Below are 21,883 nucleotides of genomic sequence, written 5' to 3'. Positions count from 1 at the left end.
ATCTCCTTTAATGGTGGTGATGAAATGGTTTTCCTGAGAAAATATAAAACCCGAAGCAAACGAAATGGAATGTGATCACAATCGCGAGAATGGTTGTCCAGCGGTTGGACGGCAGCCATTTATATTTCTTATTCCACTTCTCGAAAAAGTTGTAACACGTCATCAGAACGGCGTGATAGAGGCCGTAAATGATATATTGCGGCGCGAGCCCGTGCCAAACCCCCATCAGCATAAACAGCAGGAAATACCCGATGTTTGAGACGGCCATACGGTTTTTGATCCACTTTTTCTTAGTCATCCAAAATACGAATCTCATAAACACATAATCTCTGAACCAAAATGACAGAGACATATGCCAGCGATTCCAGAAATCTTTAATATTTTTACTGATAAACGGTTTATTAAAGTTTTCTGGTGATTTAATGCCCATAATGTAGCTGACCCCGACGGCAAACATCGTGTAGCCGGCGAAATCAAAGAATAAATACATGCTGTAGCCGTACATGTACAGCAGGTTCCCAAGAATCTTATTGTGCGTGATTGCGGGAAGATTCATGATGAAGTACGTATTGATCGCGTAGCCGATAATAAATTTATACAGGAAACCGATGAAGATTTTATGGATCCCCGTATACAACAGGTCGGCGTATTCTTCTTTCGTCCAAGCCTTCTGTTCATCCTTGACGAACCGGCGGTATCTGTCGATCGGGCCGGAGGAAATCGTCGGGAAAAACAGGATGAAATACAGCAGGCGGTGCAATGGCAGCTGTTCTTTCAGCAGTCCGTCTCTTGCTTCCATAATCAGCTGAACGCCTTTAAAGGTTAAATATGAAATCCCTAAAAAGCTGATCAGGTTATGCGGCGGATGATGCGGCTGCGGGTGTGAAAGAAACGGCCATATTTTTGACAGAAATAAAGGCAGAATAGACGCGATAACAGCTCCGCAAAACACAAAGCCGCTGTTCGCTTTCTGCCGGTATGCCAGATAGCCGCTGATCAGGAGCACCTGCCATATTGTAAACAGGCACAGCGCGATGACCCCGTGTAAGTCGTGCGAAAAAATTAAAGCCAATATTATGATAGATATGAACATGTTGTATGCTTGAAATCTTTTTCCGTTTAAGCCGAGAATGATCGTCGGCAGAAGAAGAATGCCAAGCAGTATAAAGAATAAAAACGAGCTGTAAGGCGTCATACAAGAACCTCTTCGCCAATGCGTTTTCGGTCAATTTTGCCGTTAGCCGTCATTTGAATGTGATCCTGATAGATAAATTTTCTCGGGATCATATATGCCGGAAGAGAAGCGGCAAGCTCTTTTTTAATAGCGCTTGTCAGCTGGAATTCCTTCTCGAACTCATGCTCCTCAGGCACAATAGCAGCGATCAGGTACTCAACTGTTCCGTTTGGCTGATAAGGAATCACGACAGCAGAGCGAACGTACTGTGACTGTCTGACATGGAACTCGATTTCCTCCAGCTCCATTCGATAGCCGTGAAGTTTAATTTGGAAATCCAAACGTCCTTGGCAGAAAATCTGACCGTCTTGAATAAAGCCGGCATCGCCAGTTCGGTATGCCCACTGGCCTTCATGAGAGAAAAACGCTTTTTCCGTCAGTTCCGGCTCACCAAGGTAGCCTCGGCTTACACTCGGTCCTGCAATGACGATTTCTCCTTTTTCTCCCTCAGGAAGCGGCTGTCCCTCTTCATCCATAATGAAAATGTTCATATCTGGTTTGGCGAAGCCCACTGGAAGCGATTCGCTGCGGCTGATGACGTCATCCGTAATTTCAACCGATGTGACAGCCACTGTCGCTTCAGTCGGGCCGTACGTATTAAAAATCTTCGCTTTCGGGAAACGCTCAAGCAGCGCTTTGGCCACAGAAACCGGAAGAACCTCTCCGCAAAACATAAATGTGTCCGCATGAGGCAGCAGATCCTGTGAAAAACCCGGATCCATCAGGCACATTTGCACAAAGGAAGGTGTTGACGTCCACACATTCAGCCCGGACTTCTTCAGCTCTTCAAATAAGACTTTCGGCTTGTTCACAGCATCCTTTGTCACGCAATGTAAAGTCCCGCCTGATTGAAGGCACGGATATAAGTCCATGACAGACAAATCAAATGAGAACGGTGCTTGGTTTAAAAATATTTTTCCTCCGCTGACTGGAAAGTCTGCACAAATCCAGTCTGTGAAGCTTTGAAGGTTCGCAGCGGAAATCTGCACGCCTTTCGGATTTCCTGTGCTTCCGGAAGTGTAAATGATATAAAACGTTTCGTGTTCTTTGACCCATTGATCTTGGCTGACAGAGCCGCCTTCGTTTTCCAGCAGTTCTTCCGCAGAAACTGTCTGAATCTGCTGGCCGACTGCATCAATTGAGAGTCCTGCTGCATGAATCAGCAATTCTGCTCCAGAGCTTTCGATAATTTTCGCAATCCGTTCGGACGGAATAGACAGGTCAACCGGAATATAAGGATGTCCCGCTTTGACACTTCCCAAGAAGGAAACAAGCATGTGCGGCTCCATGTGGCCGTACACAAGGATAGGAGATTTCTTTTCCCCAGAAATGCGTTTTTGGATCGCGGCAGCCACGCGGTCAGACTGCTCCCATAATTCCTGATACGTGAGCGACTGGCCTTGAGAGCGGAAGGCATCGGTTTGCGGATAAGTTTCCGCATGTGTTTGAATAGCATGTAAAAGTTTCATAGTTATTCTCTCTCCAATTAGAAATCGTTATAAATATATGAACCGGTATTCGCGGTGTGAAAACCATACATAAAAAACAAAACAAGCAGTATCATCAAATAAAAGCCTGTATGACATGTCCACTTGACAGCGGGTTTTTCATACAGCTGTTTCATTAATTGCAGCATATCAAAAATTCCCTTCCCGTTTTTTCGACAATCACATGATTATTTGACGATTAGATGCTCAAAAAGTTTCATTTTTTCCCTAATCTCCCTCAAATTAATATATCGGCGTATGTTTTTGAAAATGAATCTTTATACCTGCAAGGGCAAGAATGGAATGTTTCGAGCTGATTCATAATAAAGGAAAAGATACCTGGAGTCAAAAGATCTTTTTAACTTTTAAAAAGTGTAATGTACTTAAAAAAATTTTTCTGTACCTGTTCGTTCAAGTGAAAGCAGAAACCTAATGAAATCAGGGCGAGAAGCGTATAATAAGAAAGAAAACGCCTTCTTGCGGTATCTTGTGAAATAAGGGAGAAGTCATTATGATAGATAAGGAAGCAAAAGGAGTTTTTTATTAAGCTGCCGGCTGAAAAAAAGTAAGCCTTTTAATAGAAAGGAAGAGGAAGATGAACCAAACAAATAAGGGTGAGGGTCAGACAGCGCCGCAAAAAGAAAGCATGGGGCAGATCCTTTGGCAGTTAACCCGTCCTCATACGTTAACCGCATCGTTTGTGCCTGTGCTGCTCGGAACCGTTTTGGCGATGTTTTATGTGAAGGTTGATCTGCTGCTGTTTTTGGCTATGCTGTTTTCTTGCCTATGGATCCAGATCGCGACGAACTTATTTAATGAATATTATGATTTTAAACGCGGATTAGATACAGCAGAATCAGTCGGAATCGGAGGGGCAATTGTACGCCACGGAATGAAGCCTAAAACGATTTTGCAATTAGCTCTCGCATCATACGGGATTGCCATTTTGCTCGGTGTCTATATTTGTGCGAGCAGCAGCTGGTGGCTTGCGCTGATCGGCCTTGTCGGCATGGCGATCGGCTACCTGTATACAGGCGGGCCGCTGCCGATTGCGTACACGCCGTTCGGTGAATTATTCTCAGGCATTTGCATGGGTTCGGTGTTTGTGCTGATTTCGTTTTTCATTCAGACAGATAAGATCAATATGCAGAGCATTTTGATTTCCATCCCGATTGCGATTCTTGTCGGCGCGATTAACCTGTCGAACAACATTCGTGATATTGAAGAGGACAAAAAAGGCGGACGCAAAACATTGGCGATTTTGATGGGGCATAAGGGAGCTGTTACTCTGTTAGCTGCGTCGTTTGCCGTCGCTTATATCTGGGTTGTCGGCTTGGTTATTACCGGTGCCGCAAGCCCATGGCTGTTTGTCGTCTTTTTGAGCGTGCCTAAGCCGGTTCAGGCAGTAAAGGGCTTCGTCCAGAACGAAATGCCGATGAATATGATTGTCGCAATGAAATCAACAGCCCAAACAAATACATTTTTCGGATTCCTGCTCTCGATCGGATTATTGATCAGCTATTTCCGATAATAAAAAAGACCGCTCGTTTCGTGCGGTCTTTTTTTGTTACAATCGACCGCATTTTGTAAAAAAAATTCATAGAACCTTGCAGCAGACAGGGACGTCTAGTACATGGACAGCGGATAAAGTTCCGTTAAAGGAGATGACGAAAATGGATTTATCTGTAACACATATGGACGATTTAAAAACAGTAATGGAAGATTGGAAAAATGAATTATTAGTTTATAAATTTGCGCTAGATGCGCTCGATACAAAGTTCTCAATTATCAGCCAGGAATATAACCTCATTCACGGACACAACCCGATTGAACATACAAAATCCCGTGTCAAAAGCTTTGAAAGCATCGTGAATAAGTTAATGAGAAAGGGCTGTGAGATTACGACGAAGGAAATGAAGGAGCATATTCACGACATTGCCGGCGTGCGCATCATATGTTCCTTTATTTCTGACATTTATAACGTCGTGAATGTGTTGAAGCAGCATGAAGATTTGAGAATCGTAAAGGTAAAGGATTATATCCAGACACCCAAACCGAATGGCTATCGAAGCCTGCATTTAATCATTGAGATGCCTGTGAATTTAACGAACCGTGTGGAATACGTCAAAGCAGAAATTCAAATCCGGACAATCGCGATGGATTTCTGGGCGAGCCTTGAACATAAAATTTATTATAAATTGAACAATGACGTTCCTAAGCAATTAACAGATGAGCTGAAGGAAGCCGCGGAGATTGCCCATTACCTAGATGAGAAAATGCTGGGGATTAAGAAAGAAGTGGATTGATAACAAAAGCGAAGCCTGACAGGGTTTCGCTTTTTTGCTTTGCTTGCTAGTACTTTTTATACCAGTATAAACTCACTTCTGTTTCCAGGATTGAACCTGCTTTATCATGCATGAAGAAAGGAGGTAAACATGAACCATTCCATTTCATTATCGAGAGGTTTGATTTTTCTTATAGCAGTGACTAGCGGGTTTATGGTAGCTAATGTCTATATCAATCAAACATTGCTTGTCAGCATGGCAGGCACGTTTCATGTGACGCCGGCACAAGCTGGAATGATTGCTACATTGGCGCAGATTGGCTATGCGGCGGGGAACCTTCTGCTTGTTCCATTGGGAGATCTTTTTGAACGCCGCCGCTTAATTGTGAGCCTGCTATTCTTAGTGGGGGGTTGTTCGGCCGCTTCAGCGTTAGCTGTAAGCTTTCTATGGCTAGTCATCACAAATTTATTATTGGGATTCTTCACGATTATTCCTCAAATCCTTGTGCCGTTTGCGGCAGGTTTAGCAAATGACAGGAACAGAGGAAAAGTACTCGGAAACGTAGCCATCGGCTTGGTTTGCGGAATTTTAGGGGCGAGAGTGGTCAGCGGGGCGATAGATGCCCATTATGGCTGGCGCGTGATGTATTGGATTGCCTGTGCAGCAGCCGTCATCATTATGTTGATCATTCACTTCTGCTTTCCGAAAAGCAAAGGGACACATGCATTTCATTACGGAAAACTCATTTCTTCATTATTTCCGCTTTTGATCAAGGAGAAAGTGTTAAGAAAAGCATGTGTAAACCAAGGCTTCATGTTCGGCGCCTTCAGTTTATTTTGGACGACGTTAGTGTTTATGGTGAGTGAACCTCCATTCTCGTTTGGCAGCCAGACTGCCGGAACAATCGGTTTGGTGGGAATTGGCGGGGCTTTTGCAACTCCGCTGATCGGCCGGATTATTGATCAAAAAGGAGCTGCTTTTTCCAACAAGCTTTGTATGTCTTTTACCTTATTGTCATTTGTTTTATTAATGGCAGGCCAGACTTCATTGATTGTGATTGTATTGGGCGCTTTATTCATCACCATGGGCATTCAGGCGAATCAGGTGGCGTGTCAGGCGGAGATTTTCCAATTGTCGGCTGAAATGAGAAGCAGATTGAATGGCATCTTTATGGTCAGCACGTTTTTAGGCGGCGCCTTGGGATCGTATGCAGGGGGTGCGGTCTGGATGCTGTTTCATTGGAACGGTGTTTGTATCCTGGGGATGATCATGGTCGGTATTGCCTTCAGTTCAAGGATTACCATAAATCGTACTACTAAAAAAGCGATATTGGAAGGGAGATAGAAGCTGGTGCGAACAAGTGAACATTATAAAAAAGGGTTAGATATTCTGAAACAAATTGATGAGGAGAACTATGAAGCGATCGTAGGCAATTTTAAACATTCCATCGCTCCGGACCTTGGTGTGCTTGCCGTGGAGTTTAACTACGGTCAGATTTTTTCAAGACCAGGTCTTGATCTGAAATCCAGATTATTAGCAACCGTTGCTGGATTGACTGCATTGGGCAATACCCAGCAGCTGAAATTCTATATTAACGGAGCCCTGAATGTCGGATGGACACAAGAAGAACTCATAGAAGTCATGATGCAGATGATTATTTACTCAGGTTTCCCGAATGCACTGAATACCATTCTTCCTGTGGCCGCGGAAGTATTTGCAGAACGAAACAAATAATATAAAAACCTTCTCCTTTTTATGTAGAATACTAATAGGAAATTCTATGCAAAAGGAGAGTGTGTATGTGGACAGTATGGCAGAAAAACGGAAAGAGCTAGGGGAGTTTTTAAAACTGAAAAGGGCACAGCTTTCTCCGCAAGAGTTTGGATTGCCTATGGGTACCAGAAGGAAAACAACAGGCTTGAGAAGAGAGGAATTAGCCCAGCTGTCCGGTATAGGTGTCACATGGTACACATGGCTGGAGCAGGGAAGGGATATTCGGGTATCAACACAGGTACTGGAAAGCATATCGAGAGTGCTCAAATTGAATTATGAGGAAAAGCGTCATGTCTTTCTGTTGGCTGGCCATCATGTTCCTTTAGATGATCAGGATGAAGATAATAAGAGCCTTCCTCTGGCTGTGCGGCACTTTATTGATCATTTAACCAATTGCCCTGTTTATGTGACTGACGAAAAGTGGGACATTATTGCTTGGAACACAGCAGCTTGTGCTGTGTTCGGCAATTTTGGCCAAATGGGCAGTAAGGAAAGGAATGCCATATGGCGATGTTTCACCTCGAAGGAGTATCGGGATCTGCTTGACGACTGGGAAAGCCACGCCAAAAAACTTATCGCACAGTTTCGATCGACAGCCAGCCGGTTTCTTGGGGAAGCATGGATAAAAGAGCTGATCGATGAGTTAACTGAAAGAAGCCCGGAATTTAAAAAATGGTGGAACCACCACGAAGTATTAGGCACACACGCAGGAGAAAAAGTACTTCATCACCCGGCAGCCGGAACAATGGTGATGGAGCATATGACATTACAAATATATGACTCTCCTGATTTGAAACTGACCATTTATCGCCCGTTAGAAAAAGAAAATACAGTTGATAAACTGAAAGCTTTACTTATAGACGGCTAAACAGCTGATCATTATAAAAAAAAGACGGCACCCAAGTGCCGTCTTTTTTTATTTGATATCTTCAAAAATGTCAGATGCTTTGGCCTTCATTTGTTTCTTAATGGTTTTCGGTTTCTTCTCTTTTTTCACAGCCTCATAGACTGCGGCTGTCACAAGATCGCCTGCTTGCTGGAGGCGTTCTTTGCTGATATGTTCGATCGAGTCTTCAGGGGTATGATACCACGGCTCAACTTCTTCTGTTTCCGGGTCTCCCCAAATAAAGTTGGCGGAATCAATGCCGGCTTCGTGGAATGGCACATGATCAGATGATCCTCCCTGTGTCAGAGACAGGCAGTCAAACCCAATTTTTTCAGCAGCCGTACGGCTGGATTCCCAAACATAGTTAGATTGGCCATCCAATGTGTTGACATACAGCTCAGACGCTTTTTCCCAGCTTGTGCCTACCATATCTAAGTTGAAGTTCACTTCGCTTCGTTTCAGCTCTTTTTCCGATAGATGATCTACATAGTGAGAGGAGCCGAGCAGGCCGAGCTCTTCGGCGCCGAAAGCGATAAAGCGGATTTCTTTATCAGATGGAACGCTTTTTAAGACACGCGCCATCTCCAGCATAACAGAGGTTCCTGAGCCGTTGTCATTTGCTCCGGGCGAAAAAGGAACACTGTCGTAATGGGCCGTCACATACACAATGTCTGGATGTTTGATGTTCTTTGGTTTTTTGATGCCGATGATATTCTGGGAGGTTTGGTTTGTGAATGCTTTTAGTTTTAAAGTGGCTTCTTTTTGCTGGGTAAGTGCTTCACCGTCTTCTTTCTTAATGCCGACGACCGGAATGCCGACTTTATTTCCCGACAGGTTTGGCGTCATAGGCACGAGGCTTTCTTTGTTGTTATAAATGATGACAGCTTTTGCTCCGGCGGCTTCGGCATTTTTGGCTTTCTCGTAATAAGTCAGGTCTCCTCTGGAAATTAAGGCGATTTTGCCCTTGGCGTCAGCGGTAAAGTCCTTTTGATAGCCCAATCCCGCATTGTAAAGCGGGGCCGTCAGTCCTTGTTCCTCAGTCGGAGCTGAGCCGGACGCCGCTTGGAGAAGAATATCGCGTCCTGCTGAAGACAGTGTTCCCTCAAGCCGGTCAGGAATGTTGAATCGTTGAACCTTCACATCAAGCTTTAATTTTCTCAAGGATGAGGCGATCAATAGGGCGCTCTTTTTTTCAGTTGCAGTTCCGGCTATTCTGGGGCCGATTGCTTCACTTAGCTGAGAAATGGTAGAGTACGCATGCTTTGCTTTGAATGGAAGCTCGCGCTCGCTATTTGATATTTGTACAGCGTGCGCGGCAGGGGTGACACTCTGTGCCGGCAAGAGCAGTGTGCCGGCAGTTAAAACAGCCATCGTCATGACAGTCAAAAGCTTTTTCATCAAAAATAAACCTCCCCTAAATGTATGGTTGGGGAATATTTCGGGATGCTAAAGGAGTTTCCTGCAAGATGAAGAGCGTTTTTGAAAAGACAGTGCTTTATACCTGCAAAAAAACGCTTATGAATGAAGGGTCATAAGCGTTTCGGAATATCAGACTATTGGAGCTTTAAAAACTTGCGTTTGCCGACTTGGATGATCATATTCTCTCTTATCTCTGCTTTGGCGTGAACATCTGTTATTTTCTCTCCGTCGATGCGTACACCGCCGTTTTGAATCATGCGGCGCGCCTCGCTCTTCGAAGAGAGGAGCTTCAATGTAACGAGCAGATCGACAATCGCGATTGTTTTCTCGCCTTCCCATTGGACAGACGGAATATCATCAGGAAGGCTGTTTTCCTGAAAGACTGTTTTAAACGAGTGTTCGGCAGCTTCTGCTGCTTTCTCTCCGTGATACATTCGGACGATTGTTTTGGCTAAAAGCATTTTGGCATCACGCGGATGAACTGCGCCGGTTTCTAAGTCTTTTACGAGCTGTTTTTTTTCTTCAAGCTCTAAGTCTGTCGCCAAGTGGATGTATTTTTTCATCAGGCTGTCGGGCAGTGACATCGTTTTTCCGTACATGTCGTTTGGATGTTCGTTAATGCCGATGTAGTTGTGTTTCGACTTCGACATTTTCTCGACGCCATCCAAGCCTTCCAAGAGCGGCATAAGGATGACGACTTGTTTTTCTTTGTTGTATCGTTCTTGGAAATGCCGTCCCATGAGGACATTGAAATGCTGATCCGTTCCGCCTAATTCAATATCACTTTCGAGAACGACAGAATCATATCCCTGCATCAATGGGTAAAAGAATTCATGCAGTGAGATTGGTTTTTGCATGGCGATGCGTTCTTCAAAGTCGTCGCGCTCCATCAGGCGGGCTACCGTTATTTTCCCTGCTAATTCAATGACATCTTCCAGATTCAATGTTTTCAGCCATTTTGAGTTATAGTGAAGCTCGACTTTTTCTGGATCAAGCACTTTTCCGAATTGCTCAAAGTAGGTTTTGGCATTGTGCTGAACTTCTTCATCAGTCAGTTGCTTTCTGGCTGCCGATTTTCCGGTCGGATCACCAATTTTTCCTGTGAAATCCCCAATTAACAGCTGGACAATGTGGCCGTTTTCTTGAAATTGGCGAAGCTTATTTAACACAACCGTATGGCCCAAATGTACATCCGGTGCAGACGGATCTAATCCGAGCTTAATTTTAAGCGGCGTGCCCGTGGAAATTGATTTCACGAGCTTTGCCTTTAATTCCTCCGGCGGTATGACTTCGTGGGCGCCTGTCATGTATAGCTGAAGCTGTCTTTCTACCTCTTTTTGCTGTGACGCTGTGAGCTGCTCAAATGTTCTCATCATTTTTCCTCCTTTTTTACAAACACAAAAAAGAGCCCATCCCGATAAGGGACGTGGCTCAATGCACGCGGTACCACCCTGGTTGAAGACATCGTCTTCCGCTCATTCGAATAACGGTTTCCCGTTCTTTGCTACTTTTAAGGTTCACAAAGAAAGCTCGGGGAGGTAATTCACGTTTGCTGTGTGCCGGCTCGCACCTTCCACCGGCTCTCTGAAACAGGGAGACAAACCGCTACTGGATTCCCGTCAAAGCTTATGTTGTATGAAGATTGTCAGCTACCTTTCTAAGCAGCCCTGTCAATATTTTCTGTTCATCCTTCGTCATTCCCGCAATGAGCTCTGTTTCCCCTTTGTGAAACTCCGGGTAGAGTTCTTCGATCGCTTGTTTGCCGGAATCGGTGATAGAGACAAACACGAGTCGCCGATCTCTTGTGTCGATGCTTTTACGGCAAAAATTCTTTTTTTCGAGCGTTTTGATCACGTTGCTTGCTGTAGCTGTAGATATCCCTGACAGCTCAGCGATTTTTCTCGTTTCGAGCGCTCCCCATACCCATAGATCATAAAGAATGGAGAAAGCGGTCCAAGAAAGGTTATAGGAAGAAAGAACCTCAGTCTCCATTTTGACACGGAGCCTTTGTGCAGACCGATACAGATTCGTAGCGATCGAAATGGCTTCCAGGTTGAGTGACTCGACGGGCATTTGTTTGAGCTTAGAAAGTGTATCGTGTTCTTCCTTCCGAAGCTGCTGATGTTGATGTGAACGTTCCATTTTTTAGGCCTGCCTTAAATTATCAGAATCATTAGCTATGAAACGAATTGTAACAGAGTTTGATGTGAACTTCAAGCCCATATATCGGTGAATAAAAAAAGCCCAAACAACGCCAAAATAAACAAAAACCCGCAAACGGGGGTGCAGTTTTGCAAAAATATGTTCAATCCGTCTATAAGCATGATTCGTTTCATCTGTTTTCGACAGAGCATGTAGTGACGTTAGCGATTATCGCCCTTTTGGCCATTCTGTTGTTTTTGTTCCAAGATGGGGTCAAGCAGCCGAGGGCCAGCCGGTTTTTGCGTTCTCTGTTTGTGTTTCTTTTGCTTGGTTCGCAAATCGGCTATCAAATATGGATGGTCGCCACGGGCAGGTGGTCGGTGCGCACTTCATTGCCTCTCCAGCTTAGTGACCTGTCGGTGTATTTGTCAGCTATTATGTTAGTGACAAAAAGCAGGAAGCTGTTTGTGTTTTTGTTTTTTGTCGGCATCGGCAGTTCGATTCAGGCTCTTGTCACTCCTGACCTCGGAATGTTTTCATTTCCGCATATCCGATATATCCTCTTTTTTATTTCTCACGGGTCTGTGTTTTTATCCTGTCTGCTGATGGCTGTGATTGGCACCTACAGAATGGGCCAGCGCTCGTTATGGGTGACAGTCCTGCTTGTTAATGTGTACGGCGTCTGTATTTTCCTGATTGATCGCTGGCTTGGCACGAATTATATGTATTTGACGAAAAAACCGGGCGGATCCTCTCTCTTAGATGTTCTCGGGCCATGGCCATGGTATATCGTCTCGGCTGAAGCCATCACAATCGCAAGCTTTTTCATTCTTTATTGGCTTTATCGCATCTTCAAAAAATGACACCTTTTTTGTTGTATCACACATTCTGTTTAAAAAAATGTCGGAGAACGTGTTTATTTTTTTGAAAAAGGGTATGTAACTTGTACAACAAAAAGGGAGATGAATACCATTGAGGAAAGATGAAATCATGCATATCGTATCATGCGCAGATGATAATTATGCTCGTCATTTAGGTGGGATGTTCGTTTCTTTATTGACTAACATGGATCAGGAGAGAGAGGTAAAATTATACGTCATTGATGGCGGAATTAAGCCTGATAACAAAAAAAGACTGGAAGAAACCACTTTGAAATTCGGAGTGCCGATTGAGTTTTTAGAAGTGGATACCAAAATGTATGAACATGCGGTAGAGAGCAGCCATATTACAAAAGCCGCGTATTACCGCATTTCAATTCCCGACTTAATTAAGGATGAAAGCATCAAACGAATGATTTACATCGATTGTGATGCGCTTGTCCTAGAGGATATTTCTAAGCTATGGGACTTAGACATTGCGCCATACACCGTAGCCGCTGTTGAGGATGCGGGGCAGCATGAACGCCTGAAAGAAATGAACGTCACTGATACAGGGAAGTATTTTAACTCAGGTATCATGATTATTGATTTTGAGTCTTGGAGAAAGCAAAACATTACAGAAAAAGTCATCAACTTTATCAATGAACACCCAGACGAAGACTTTCTTGTGCTGCATGACCAAGATGCACTGAATGCGATCTTGTATGATCAGTGGTATGAACTTCATCCGCGCTGGAACGCTCAAACCTATATCATGTTAAAGCTGAAAACCCCATCGACTCTGTTAGGGCGGAAGCAATATAATGAAACAAGAGAAAACCCGGCAATCGTGCACTTCTGCGGCGGAGAAAAGCCTTGGAACTCCACTACAAAACATCCGTATCGCGATGAGTATTTCCATTACATGTCCTATACGAAGTGGAATACGATCAGCAACCCGGCGATCAACCAATAATACAGATATAAAAAAACGCTTTTGAGATGATCAAAAGCGTTTTTTGTTTGTCTCAGCGTGCGACTGACCGTTGGTAGAACCGCTGAATATGCATGGCGATGTAGCACAATTCTTTTTCAGGAAACTCAAAGCCGTATTCCTTCTTCACAAAGGTGCCGATGCTTAGGGCACACAGGAAGGCATCCTTAAACTTCTCTTTAATGATGTCGATCATTTCTGCGTCCAGCTCGTAAATGGATTCGCCTGCTTTGATATGCTGAATGGCAAAGCGGAGATGGGTCACAAGCCGTTCATAAGAGATGGTATCTTCAACGATATTAATAGACAGTTGAATTTCGATAATCTCGATAATATCACGGATCATTGTTGTAATATCAAGCGTTTGTGTCATATCGCCGGCATTGTTTCTTGCTGTGTGGATATGCATGGCGATATTGCCGATTTCATCATCAGGAATGTGAATCCCCAGTTTATCTTTAATCAGTGTTCTGGCCCATAAGCCGATCTGGAACTCCTTTGGATAAAGGACTTTGATTTCATTCAGCAGCGGATTTTTGATAACCATCCCATTGCTCAGGCGTTCAATTGCAAAAGAAAGATGGTCTGAAAAAGCGACATGAATGCGCTCGTTGATTTTGATGTTCAGCTCTTTTTCGGCATGAGAGATAATTTGCTCAGAAATCTGAATGTGGTCTTCAGGCAATGTTTCTAAAATCTCTTCGAACTGCTTATAGTCAGGTGTATCTTTTCTGACAAAGGTTTTTTCTATTTTCGACTGGTCGACAATATCATTTTTCTTTTTGTCGAACCCAATTCCTGCACCCAAGAGAATCTTCTCTTCATTTTGATCCTTTACGACGACAGCATTATGATTTAAGATTCTTTTAATTTTCATAGCTTTTTTGTCCTTTCATCCCCCGTTTTATGAATGAAAACGAATAAATCCAGTTATTCTGTCTCTTCTTTAAACCCGAGAAACAATGTAGCTATAAAAGCAGAGACGGCTGCGATCAAAAAACCGATCATATAATGAACAAAATTCGCGGCGCCAAACGGCAGCACAATTGAAATCATCGGAATGCCTGTCAGCCCGTAGGAATTTGCCACAACTTGTACCGCAACCACGTACGCTCCGCCAATAGCACCGCCGATGGCTGCTCCGATAAAGGGACGGATCAGTTTGAGATTTACCCCGAATACAATCGGCTCAACAATGCCTAAAAACGCGGTCAGAGAAGCGGGAAGCGCAATTTTCTTCAGGCTTGATTGTTTCGTTTTGAGGAATACCGCAAGCCCCGCTCCGCCTTGGGCCACATTCGCCATCGACCATATCGGCACTAAAAAGTTGACACCGACATGCGGATTAGCAAGCAGCGTTGCCTCAATTGCATAAAAGCTATGATGCAATCCAGATAGGACGATGGTGGAGTAGATGCCGCCGAAAAGGGCTCCGGCGGCAATGCCGGCGTGATCATAAATATAGACGATCGATTGTGTCATGATTTGGCCGACGATAGAAGCGGCGGGATTCATCACAATCAGCGCGAGGCACCCTGTCACCATGACCGTAATAAAGGGAATGATCACGACATCAAGCGACTTCGGCACAATCGATTTTAATAGCTTCTCAATTTTGCTCATGACAAAAACGGAAAGAAGAATCGGTATCATGGAACCCTGATAGCCCATCATTGGGATATGAAGCCCCCATATGTCTAAAGAAGACGGGGTTTTGCTGCCGAGCATAGACGGGTCCAGCAGATCAGGATGCGTCAAAAGCCCCGCGATCACTGCCCCTAGGTATGGGTTGCTGCCAAATTGCCGTGCGGCACTGAAGCCGACTAAAATCGGCAGTAAAATAAAGGCTGTGCTGGACACGAGGTCGAGCATTTTAATCCATGGGCTGCCGGCAGCGAACCAGTGAAACACCTTAATCATGCCGATCAGCCCCATGAGCAGGCCGCTTGCTGTTATTGCCGGAATAATCGGCACAAAAATATCGGACAGTGTTTTCGCAAAAGCTGCGGCAGGGTTCAGCTTCCGGCTGGCTTTTTTCTGGTGGACAGGTTCTTCAGAAGGCGCGTTCTCCCATACATGAACGACTTCTTTATATATTTTGTTGACGACGCCTGCTCCGAAGATAATCTGGAAAAGCCCATAACGGAAAAAGGTGCCCTGCACACCTTGCAGGTTCTCAATGGCATGTATATCAATTTTCGTCTCGTCCTTTACATCAAAACGAAGACGGGTCGTACAATGGCTGATGCTGATAATATTGTTTTTTCCTCCTGCGAGCAGCAGTAATTCTTTTGCAATCTCTTTATGCAAGCAATCAAAACCTCCTTTGCTGAAGAAAAGTCGGCTTGTTCATCGTATCAAATGAAAAGTTGACAATCAAAATGAAAAAAGTGAGAAATATCGGCTGAAAATGACAAAAATGCCCGCGTCGACGCGACGACGGAGCATGAGAATAGGGGGTTGTCCAAGGCGCCGTTATGAGCCCAACACGAAAAGAAGAGTTAAAATGCCCTGCTTTTTAGGCATTAATACTCCCTTTGCATCATTGGGTCTTGCCTGCCTGCCCAGTCACAATCCCGCCATATGTGGTGATAACTGTAATAACGTTCATTTTATGCTGTTCATGGCTGTATAGCAATAGTATGAAAAGCCTGTGAGGCGGATGGGAAAAAGGTTGTGTACGATGTTCTTAGAATGTAAAAAACCTTTAAGACCTGGAATGCAAGTCTTAAAGGTTTTTGGTTACTTTTTCGGTTTGACGGCGTTCAGCCGTTTTTGCAGCTTTGTTTTTTCATTGGATGCTTTTAATTGATTCACTGCAGACTGAGCGGATGCCTTTGATTTCTTTGTTTTGTCTTTTTCCGCTTTCTTCACTTTTGCCTTGGCAGTTTCCACTTTTTTTGCTTCAGCCGCCGCCACCTTTTTCTTCACTTTGTCTAACCGTTTTTGCAATGCCGTTTTGTCCTTGCCTGCTTGAAGCTGATTGACGGCTGATTGTGCTTTTGCCACATTTGCATCAGTTGATTTCTTTTCAGCCGCAGATACGGATTGCTGTGCCGTCTTCAAATTGGTGCTCTTCACTTTGTTAAGGCGTTTTTGCAGGGACGTTTTTTCTGAACTTGCAGGCAGCTTGCCAATTGCTGATTGTGCGCTGTCCACATCTGTTTTCTTTTTGCTTTTTTCCGCTTTCGCAACTTTGTCTTTCGTTTGCTTTGACGCGATGTAGCGTTTTACTTGGTCTAAGCGTTTTTGAAGGTTCTTTTTGTCTGTTCCGTTTGGCAGCTTGTTGATGGCAGTTTGTGCTGTATCAACGGTTTGCTGTGTTTTATATTTTTCTGCCTTTGCGACTTTGTCTTTCGCATCTTTTACATTTCTGTATGACTGTACTTTATCCAGTCTTTTTTGCAGGACAGTTTTGGCGTCGGAGCCCGGCAGCTGGCTGACGAGTTCTCGCGCTTTGTTGATATCGGTTTGTGCTTTTGTTTGTTCCGCTTTTTTCACAGCTTGCTCTGCTGCCGCGTACGCTAAATTTGTTGCCTGTGCTTTATACTGGATTAAGCCGTAGCCAAATTGCTGATCGCGGCCTGCGGTACCAAGATCAACGATGTTTTTCCGCATTTCCTCGCGAAGCTGGACGTTTGTCTCGGCAGGATCACGCTGTTTTAACAAGGCAAACATGGCTGCGGCGTGCGGTGTCGCTTGGGATGTTCCGCTTCCTGTTGCATAATACTGGTTTAAGTAAGTGCTTGTGATGTTTGTCCCCGGTGCTGAAAATTCAACTTCATCTCCAGTTGTTGAGAAGGAGGCAAGCTGATTCTTTTCGTTTGTTGCTGAAACCGCAACGACACTGCTGTATGCCGCCGGATAATTCACTGGCTTGCCGTTTCCGTCGTTACCGCTTGCGGCAACAAGCAGAACACCTTGTTCATATGCTTTGTTCACGGCGTCATGAAGGATTTTGCTGTCTGACGTCGTGCCAAGGCTCATATTGACGATGTCCATCCCGTTTGCGATCGACCAGTCAATTCCTTGGAGAAGACTTTGAAGATCCCCCGAGCCGTTCTGATCAAGCGCTTTAACCGCGTATATTTGTGCTTCCGGTGCGATGCCGTCAATTCCGTAGCCGTTATGCTTGGCTCCGATAATCCCTGCGACATGTGTTCCGTGGCCGTTATCATCTTTGTAAGAAGAGGTATAACTGACAGCTGAATACCCGCCGGCAATCGACAGGTCATCGTGGGGGGAGATCCCGCTGTCAATGACGGCAATTTTGATATTCTTTCCTGTCAGTCCTGCCTTCCAAGCCTGTTTCACCTGAATGGGCTCAAGGTTCCATTGCTCAAAGTTGTCAGAGGTGTCAGTGCCGTCTGACAGCACTTTGAAATCCGTGCTGTCTGCTGCGGTAAATGATACGTTGTTTTCTACATACAAAATATCAGGATCCTGCTTTAATTCTTTTACTGTCTCCTGGTCTGCTGTGACCGCTACCGCGGGAAGATGCTTATACTGCTGTTCAACATCAGCATCACTATCCAGGATGGTTTCCTTTCCGGCCTTGTTTTTATAAACCACAATAACCTCTTTCTCGCTGCTGTTTTGCGCATGAGCGAGAGGGCCTATGGCGAGAAAACTGAAAAACAGAGTGACTGATACAACAAGTTTGCAAGACATGTTTTTCATGATTAATCTCCTTTTTCTATGATGTTTGATATATATATCGGAGAAAAAAGAGAGATTAATAGATAAAAATTTTTCATAGACAGGATTGTTTGGCAAAATGCAGATTTTTTCCGCAGGAAGAGGAAATTTTCCAAATGAATTTGTAAGCGTTTTCAAAATAAGATAAAGAAAACATTGCGGAGGTTGTTCACAAAGCAATGAGAAAAGGGGGCTTTTAAGATGAGCGCATTCACTCGGGTAATGGAAGAAAAAATAATGCCTGTCGCCGGGAAAATTGCCGGACAGCGGCACCTCAGCGCTTTGCGTGACGGAATTATCCTGACCATGCCGCTGATTATTATCGGGTCTGTCTTCTTGATTTTAACGAGCCTGCCGATTCCGGGGTATGCTGATTTCATGGCGAGTGTGTTTGGGAAGGAGTGGGCTGATAAGCTCGGATATCCCGTCAATGCTTCGTTTGATATTATGGCGATGATCGCCGCTTTCGGGATCGCCTATCGGCTGGCGGAAAGCTATGGGGTTGATGCCCTTTCGGCCGGAGCGATTTCAATTGCCGCATTTCTATTGGCAACGCCGTTTGAGGTGCCGTTTACACCGGATGGCTCAACGGAGTCCATCATGGTAGGGGGCGGAATCCCGATCACGCTACTTGGCAGCAAGGGCTTATTTGTCGCCATGCTGATCGCCTTGTTTTCAACCGAAATCTATCGGTACATTATTCAAAAAAATATCGTCTTCAAAATGCCAGACGGTGTGCCGCCTGCGGTAAGCAAATCATTTGTCGCGCTGATTCCCGGCTTTATCATTGTGCTTCTCGTATGGCTGGCGCGTCTTCTGATTGAAATGACACCTTTTCAGAGTCTGCACAATGTCGTAGGAGACCTGCTTGGCACACCGCTTTCCATCCTTGGCGGCAGTCTCGGCGGAAGCCTGATCGCTGAATTTGTACAGATGCTGCTTTGGTCGTGCGGGATTCACGGGGCTTCCATCATTGGCGGAATCATGGCGCCGATTTGGTACGGCGCGATGGATGCCAACCGTCTTGCCTTCCAAGCGGGCGAGGCGCTGCCGAGTGTTTTTACGACTCAGTTTTTTCAAATTTGGATCAATGTCGGCGGGAGCGGAGCGACACTGGCGCTTGTCCTGACGATGCTTGTCCGATCTCGCAGCAAACAAATGAAGCAGCTTGGCCGATTAGGGATTGGGCCCGCGCTTTTTAATATCAACGAGCCGATCATTTTCGGCATGCCGATTGTCATGAATCCGCTCCTTATTGTCCCATTTATCATCGCACCGCTCCTCACGATTACGGCGACTTATATCGGCATGAGCACCGGGCTGGTGGCAAGACCGGCCGGAATCGCGGTGCCGTGGACGATGCCGCCGCTCATATCAGGCTACCTGGCGACAGGCGGAAAGGTGTCGGGCGCCGTTATGCAGCTGGTAAATCTGCTGATCACCTGTGCTATCTACTATCCGTTTTTCAGAATATGGGATCATCAAAAATGGCGGGAAGAGAGTGCGGTTGAATCTGGCGGATAAAAATGTGATGTGATAGATGATCGGCCTGTCATAGGGCTGATCATCTCCTTTTAAACGAAAGAGAATGTTAGAATATGTAAAGGAGGTGCGCATGCTAGATTATATATGGTTAGATGACGAATCACCAATCTTACAACAAGTACCAGTTGAATACTCATCTGCTGCACTTATCTTTTCTCCTTTTATCCAAATGCCTGAAGGATGGGAGAATGCAAAAAGAAAAAATGATTACGAGCATATTATTCAAACGATGATGAAATAAGAGGAATAGGCAAGGCTGTTTCCTGGAAGAAGGTTATGTCTTCTTGCGGCTTTCAAACACATGCTGAGCTGGCGCTGGCTTTAATGACGTCGATAGGCGCTTTAAGGGACGAGTTCGCGAGAGAGGATTTGGCTGAGGTGTTACATGAAAACATAAATGGAGACCTCTATTATCCCAGTGAGGATCATATTTCAAATTTTCATATTCCGAGTTTGGTAAAGGTATTAGGTGCGAACGGATCCAATCGGTTTTATTACGCAGAACCGATTGTGGAAAACCGCGGCGTTTTGGACATAACTGAGGCCAACTTGCGGACGGTTCTTGATGAAGCCGCAGCAGAGCTCGTTTTAACTGATGAGAAAATGGATTTTGTGTTTATGAGTGTATATGACTCATTCATTAATGTCTTTTTAGCCAAAGATAAAAACATCCATGAATTGGTTGAGCGTATGGGCTGGGAAGCTATGATTTGCGATGAGTCAACGTATATCAGTTGGTATAGATAAAAAAGAACGTACATCACAAAATGTACGTTGGATATGTTGAATTTTCCCTATTGTTTTGCTCTGTGCGAAGGTCTATAGCGGTTTCTTGAATATGAAAGTATATATAAATAGACGCCAGTTTTTTTTCTGTAGATTTTCTTTTTAAGCTCTTAACTGATAAAGAAAGTACTACTCGATGATATCCTGATACAATATCTGTAAATCATCAACTCCTTGATGTATAATGTCAGCTAGTTTTTGATTTTATTTCAATTTATAAAAAGACACTCCTATAATAGAGCGAGAACAATGCATTTTAACATAAATTTCAATAAAAGCTATAAAAAATTGGTAAACGAAGTCGATATTTGTTAAGTGCACCTATTAAAAAGGAGTGTTTAATTTGAGGAAATACTTAATTATGTTACTTTTGTTGATCATTTCAGTGACTCAATCGTTCCAGACTGCGAGTGCGGCTGAAGAAATTGGATGGGAAAAAAAGGCGGATTTACCAGAAGCGAGGGTTCATGCAAGTAGCAGTGTTGTCGATGGAAGAATTTACATAATTGGTGGTGGGAGCACTGCGAACTATGCTGAAAATCAAACATTTATGTATGATCCAAAAACAAATGAATGGACGAGGAAAGCTAACATGCCTACAGCGAGAGCGGGTGCTGCTACTGTTACCGTTGATAATAAGATCTATGTAATGGGGGGCAGATCGTTAGAGGGGTATGTCAATACAGTAGAAGTGTATGATACCAAAACTGATACTTAGGAAAAAATGGATGATCTTCCGTTTGAGTTGAAAATTCCAGCGAATAGTTTATACGCAGGGGTCATCGGAAAGAAAATATATGTAGTCGGATCTGGGAATACTTTAGCTCATAAAGATTATGGGAATACTTATAGTTATGACTTGGAAAATAAAAAATGGGAAAAGAAACAAAGATTTAATTATGAGGTAACTGATGGAACCTCGGCGGTAATCAATGATAAATTATATATTTCTGGCGGCAGACAAGCATCGAATCAAAGTATGTATGAATATAATCCAGTGAGTGATAGCTGGAAAGTAAAAAAGGGAGGATTTTCAGGACATTATCTTTCGTCGGTGGTTTATAATGGCAAGATGTTGGTAACAGGGAATGTCTATACAGTTAGGGTTTATGATCCTAACTCGGAAACATTTACAACTCTATCTGTTCCTAAAACAGACTATTACAAAATGGCGCATTCATCTGTAATAGTTGATGATACTCTTTACATGATAGGCGGAAGGGAGCAAAACGGCGGTTTTGCTGAAAAAGCGTTCAAATATAAATCAGTTGATGCAATTTCATTAAAAGATTTAGGTATAAAATCAGATAGTAGTACAGAAGGTGAAAAAGATAAGCCTTCTGGTGGTGATACGACAATACCAGGAGATAAAGATAATGATGATGTAACATCTGGCTCAGATGAGGGGCAAGCTCTTCTTGTAGTCACGATGACCAACGGTCTACAAAAGGAATATGAGCTTTCCATGAAGGAAGTGAATGATTTCATCAAATGGTACGGAGCACGTGATAAAGGGGAAGGACCTGGTTTTTATGTAATTGATGAGCATGACAACAACAAAGGGCCGTTTGAAAGCAAAAAAGATTATGTTGTATTTAAGAATATTTTAATGTTTGAGGTTAACAAATATAAGTAAGCCTGTCAGCCATTCAGTGAACTGAATGGCCTTTTTATTTTACACTAATTTTTTTATTCTGCTTAAAGAGATTTTTTTCTCATCCTTCCCTTCATGCATAGGATGCGCGCCTAGATACGGCTTCGCCACACCTTCAAGTAA

19 protein-coding genes, 2 pseudogenes and 1 other annotated feature are annotated in these 21,883 nt (G+C 44.0%); of the genes and pseudogenes, 12 read left to right on the top strand and 9 right to left on the bottom strand.

Annotated elements, in window-relative coordinates:
- Positions 1 to 7: 7 nt before the first annotated feature.
- From dltB to QF06_RS17710, 3 genes are read right to left on the bottom strand one after another with little or no spacing between them, the layout of a single operon-like run.
- On the bottom strand, positions 8 to 1,195 hold the full coding sequence (dltB, locus tag QF06_RS17720; RefSeq protein WP_003227327.1) for a D-alanyl-lipoteichoic acid biosynthesis protein DltB: 1,188 nt from the start codon (positions 1,193 to 1,195) through the stop codon (positions 8 to 10).
- Entirely contained in the window at positions 1,192 to 2,703 is a 1,512-nt protein-coding gene (dltA, locus tag QF06_RS17715) for a D-alanine--poly(phosphoribitol) ligase subunit DltA (protein ID WP_041850367.1), read from the bottom strand. The genes dltB and dltA overlap by 4 nt, the downstream gene beginning before the upstream one ends.
- Positions 2,704 to 2,720: 17 nt before the next feature.
- Positions 2,721 to 2,870 (bottom strand): teichoic acid D-Ala incorporation-associated protein DltX, encoded by a 150-nt coding sequence (locus QF06_RS17710; protein ID WP_003227330.1) that lies wholly within the window; start codon positions 2,868 to 2,870, stop codon positions 2,721 to 2,723.
- 149 nt (positions 2,871 to 3,019) lie between these two features.
- Between QF06_RS17710 and QF06_RS21940 the strand changes: the two genes are divergently transcribed.
- From QF06_RS21940 to QF06_RS17685, 6 genes are all read left to right on the top strand, one after another.
- Positions 3,020 to 3,154, top strand: coding sequence for a hypothetical protein (locus QF06_RS21940; protein WP_003227332.1), 135 nt, complete (start codon positions 3,020 to 3,022; stop codon positions 3,152 to 3,154).
- Positions 3,155 to 3,316: 162 nt separating this feature from the next.
- Complete coding sequence (locus QF06_RS17705; protein ID WP_009968370.1) at positions 3,317 to 4,252, top strand: 1,4-dihydroxy-2-naphthoate polyprenyltransferase; 936 nt, start codon at positions 3,317 to 3,319, stop codon at positions 4,250 to 4,252.
- Positions 4,253 to 4,394: 142 nt separating this feature from the next.
- Positions 4,395 to 5,027 (top strand): GTP pyrophosphokinase YwaC, encoded by a 633-nt coding sequence (gene ywaC, locus QF06_RS17700; RefSeq protein WP_003244564.1) that lies wholly within the window; start codon positions 4,395 to 4,397, stop codon positions 5,025 to 5,027.
- A gap of 129 nt (positions 5,028 to 5,156) precedes the next feature.
- Positions 5,157 to 6,350 (top strand): MFS transporter, encoded by a 1,194-nt coding sequence (locus tag QF06_RS17695; RefSeq protein ID WP_041850368.1) that lies wholly within the window; start codon positions 5,157 to 5,159, stop codon positions 6,348 to 6,350.
- Positions 6,351 to 6,356: 6 nt separating this feature from the next.
- Complete coding sequence (locus QF06_RS17690; protein WP_033882888.1) at positions 6,357 to 6,740, top strand: carboxymuconolactone decarboxylase family protein; 384 nt, start codon at positions 6,357 to 6,359, stop codon at positions 6,738 to 6,740.
- A gap of 67 nt (positions 6,741 to 6,807) precedes the next feature.
- Entirely contained in the window at positions 6,808 to 7,647 is an 840-nt protein-coding gene (locus tag QF06_RS17685; protein ID WP_041850369.1) for a helix-turn-helix transcriptional regulator, read from the top strand.
- 48 nt (positions 7,648 to 7,695) lie between these two features.
- Here QF06_RS17685 and ywaD read toward each other — a convergent pair whose 3' ends face one another.
- From ywaD to ywaE, 3 genes are all read right to left on the bottom strand, one after another.
- Positions 7,696 to 9,063: an aminopeptidase YwaD gene (gene ywaD, locus QF06_RS17680; protein ID WP_043940232.1), complete on the bottom strand. Its 1,368-nt coding sequence runs from the start codon at positions 9,061 to 9,063 to the stop codon at positions 7,696 to 7,698.
- A gap of 155 nt (positions 9,064 to 9,218) precedes the next feature.
- Positions 9,219 to 10,460: a tyrosine--tRNA ligase gene (gene tyrS / locus QF06_RS17675; protein WP_080265409.1), complete on the bottom strand. Its 1,242-nt coding sequence runs from the start codon at positions 10,458 to 10,460 to the stop codon at positions 9,219 to 9,221.
- A gap of 41 nt (positions 10,461 to 10,501) precedes the next feature.
- Positions 10,502 to 10,716, bottom strand: a binding site (T-box leader).
- Positions 10,711 to 11,226 carry a tyrZ transcriptional regulator YwaE gene (gene ywaE, locus QF06_RS17670; protein WP_019712840.1) on the bottom strand — a complete coding sequence of 172 codons (516 nt, stop codon included), beginning with the start codon at positions 11,224 to 11,226 and terminating at the stop codon, positions 10,711 to 10,713. Its footprint overlaps the feature before it by 6 nt.
- Positions 11,227 to 11,375: 149 nt before the next feature.
- Between ywaE and QF06_RS17665 the strand changes: the two genes are divergently transcribed.
- Together QF06_RS17665 and QF06_RS17660 are read left to right on the top strand one after the other, a co-directional pair.
- Complete coding sequence (locus QF06_RS17665) at positions 11,376 to 12,089, top strand: YwaF family protein (protein WP_043940231.1); 714 nt, start codon at positions 11,376 to 11,378, stop codon at positions 12,087 to 12,089.
- A 109-nt stretch (positions 12,090 to 12,198) separates the two neighbouring features.
- Positions 12,199 to 13,059, top strand: a complete 861-nt coding sequence (locus tag QF06_RS17660) for a glycosyltransferase family 8 protein (RefSeq protein ID WP_041850372.1) — start codon at positions 12,199 to 12,201, stop codon at positions 13,057 to 13,059.
- A gap of 52 nt (positions 13,060 to 13,111) precedes the next feature.
- Here the strand turns inward: QF06_RS17660 and sacY are convergent, their stop codons facing one another.
- The 3 genes from sacY to epr form a co-directional block, all read right to left on the bottom strand.
- Positions 13,112 to 13,954 (bottom strand): transcription antiterminator SacY, encoded by an 843-nt coding sequence (gene sacY / locus QF06_RS17655; RefSeq protein ID WP_041850373.1) that lies wholly within the window; start codon positions 13,952 to 13,954, stop codon positions 13,112 to 13,114.
- 53 nt (positions 13,955 to 14,007) lie between these two features.
- Positions 14,008 to 15,387 carry a SacY negative regulator SacX gene (gene sacX / locus QF06_RS17650; RefSeq protein WP_041850374.1) on the bottom strand — a complete coding sequence of 460 codons (1,380 nt, stop codon included), beginning with the start codon at positions 15,385 to 15,387 and terminating at the stop codon, positions 14,008 to 14,010.
- A 432-nt stretch (positions 15,388 to 15,819) separates the two neighbouring features.
- On the bottom strand, positions 15,820 to 17,757 hold the full coding sequence (epr, locus tag QF06_RS17645; protein ID WP_041850375.1) for a minor protease Epr: 1,938 nt from the start codon (positions 17,755 to 17,757) through the stop codon (positions 15,820 to 15,822).
- A gap of 219 nt (positions 17,758 to 17,976) precedes the next feature.
- Between epr and celB the strand changes: the two are divergent.
- The 4 genes and pseudogenes from celB (at position 17,977) to QF06_RS17630 (ending at position 21,742) form a co-directional block, all read left to right on the top strand.
- Positions 17,977 to 19,312: pseudogene (gene celB / locus QF06_RS17640) on the top strand (PTS cellobiose transporter subunit IIC).
- A gap of 78 nt (positions 19,313 to 19,390) precedes the next feature.
- Positions 19,391 to 20,067, top strand: a pseudogene (locus QF06_RS17635) (DUF2711 domain-containing protein).
- Between the two features lie 382 nt (positions 20,068 to 20,449).
- A complete protein-coding gene (locus QF06_RS22190) occupies positions 20,450 to 20,824 on the top strand; it encodes a Kelch repeat-containing protein (protein ID WP_231573527.1) in 375 nt (124 codons plus the stop codon).
- A gap of 6 nt (positions 20,825 to 20,830) precedes the next feature.
- Complete coding sequence (locus QF06_RS17630; protein WP_231573526.1) at positions 20,831 to 21,742, top strand: Kelch repeat-containing protein; 912 nt, start codon at positions 20,831 to 20,833, stop codon at positions 21,740 to 21,742.
- Positions 21,743 to 21,883 lie beyond the last annotated feature (141 nt).

It is taken from the genome of Bacillus sp. YP1, from assembly GCF_000877815.1.
In the GTDB taxonomy this organism is placed as follows: Bacteria; Bacillota; Bacilli; order Bacillales; family Bacillaceae; genus Bacillus; species Bacillus subtilis.
Note: the sequence above shows the minus strand (reverse complement) of the source record. Positions and strands in the feature narration are given on the sequence as shown.

Excerpts from the sequence above, each read along its gene's own strand:
- ywaC (WP_003244564.1), top strand. The coding sequence starts at position 4,395 with ATGGATTTATCTGTAACACATATGGACGATTTAAAAACAGTAATGGAA.
- dltA (WP_041850367.1), bottom strand. The coding sequence starts at position 2,703 with ATGAAACTTTTACATGCTATTCAAACACATGCGGAAACTTATCCGCAA.
- QF06_RS17630 (WP_231573526.1), top strand. The coding sequence starts at position 20,831 with ATGGATGATCTTCCGTTTGAGTTGAAAATTCCAGCGAATAGTTTATAC.
- QF06_RS17705 (WP_009968370.1), top strand. The coding sequence starts at position 3,317 with ATGAACCAAACAAATAAGGGTGAGGGTCAGACAGCGCCGCAAAAAGAA.
- tyrS (WP_080265409.1), bottom strand. The coding sequence starts at position 10,460 with ATGATGAGAACATTTGAGCAGCTCACAGCGTCACAGCAAAAAGAGGTA.
- QF06_RS17710 (WP_003227330.1), bottom strand. The coding sequence starts at position 2,870 with ATGCTGCAATTAATGAAACAGCTGTATGAAAAACCCGCTGTCAAGTGG.
- epr (WP_041850375.1), bottom strand. The coding sequence starts at position 17,757 with ATGAAAAACATGTCTTGCAAACTTGTTGTATCAGTCACTCTGTTTTTC.
- ywaD (WP_043940232.1), bottom strand. The coding sequence starts at position 9,063 with ATGAAAAAGCTTTTGACTGTCATGACGATGGCTGTTTTAACTGCCGGC.
- dltB (WP_003227327.1), bottom strand. The coding sequence starts at position 1,195 with ATGACGCCTTACAGCTCGTTTTTATTCTTTATACTGCTTGGCATTCTT.
- QF06_RS17695 (WP_041850368.1), top strand. The coding sequence starts at position 5,157 with ATGAACCATTCCATTTCATTATCGAGAGGTTTGATTTTTCTTATAGCA.
- QF06_RS21940 (WP_003227332.1), top strand. The coding sequence starts at position 3,020 with ATGGAATGTTTCGAGCTGATTCATAATAAAGGAAAAGATACCTGGAGT.
- sacY (WP_041850373.1), bottom strand. The coding sequence starts at position 13,954 with ATGAAAATTAAAAGAATCTTAAATCATAATGCTGTCGTCGTAAAGGAT.
- ywaE (WP_019712840.1), bottom strand. The coding sequence starts at position 11,226 with ATGGAACGTTCACATCAACATCAGCAGCTTCGGAAGGAAGAACACGAT.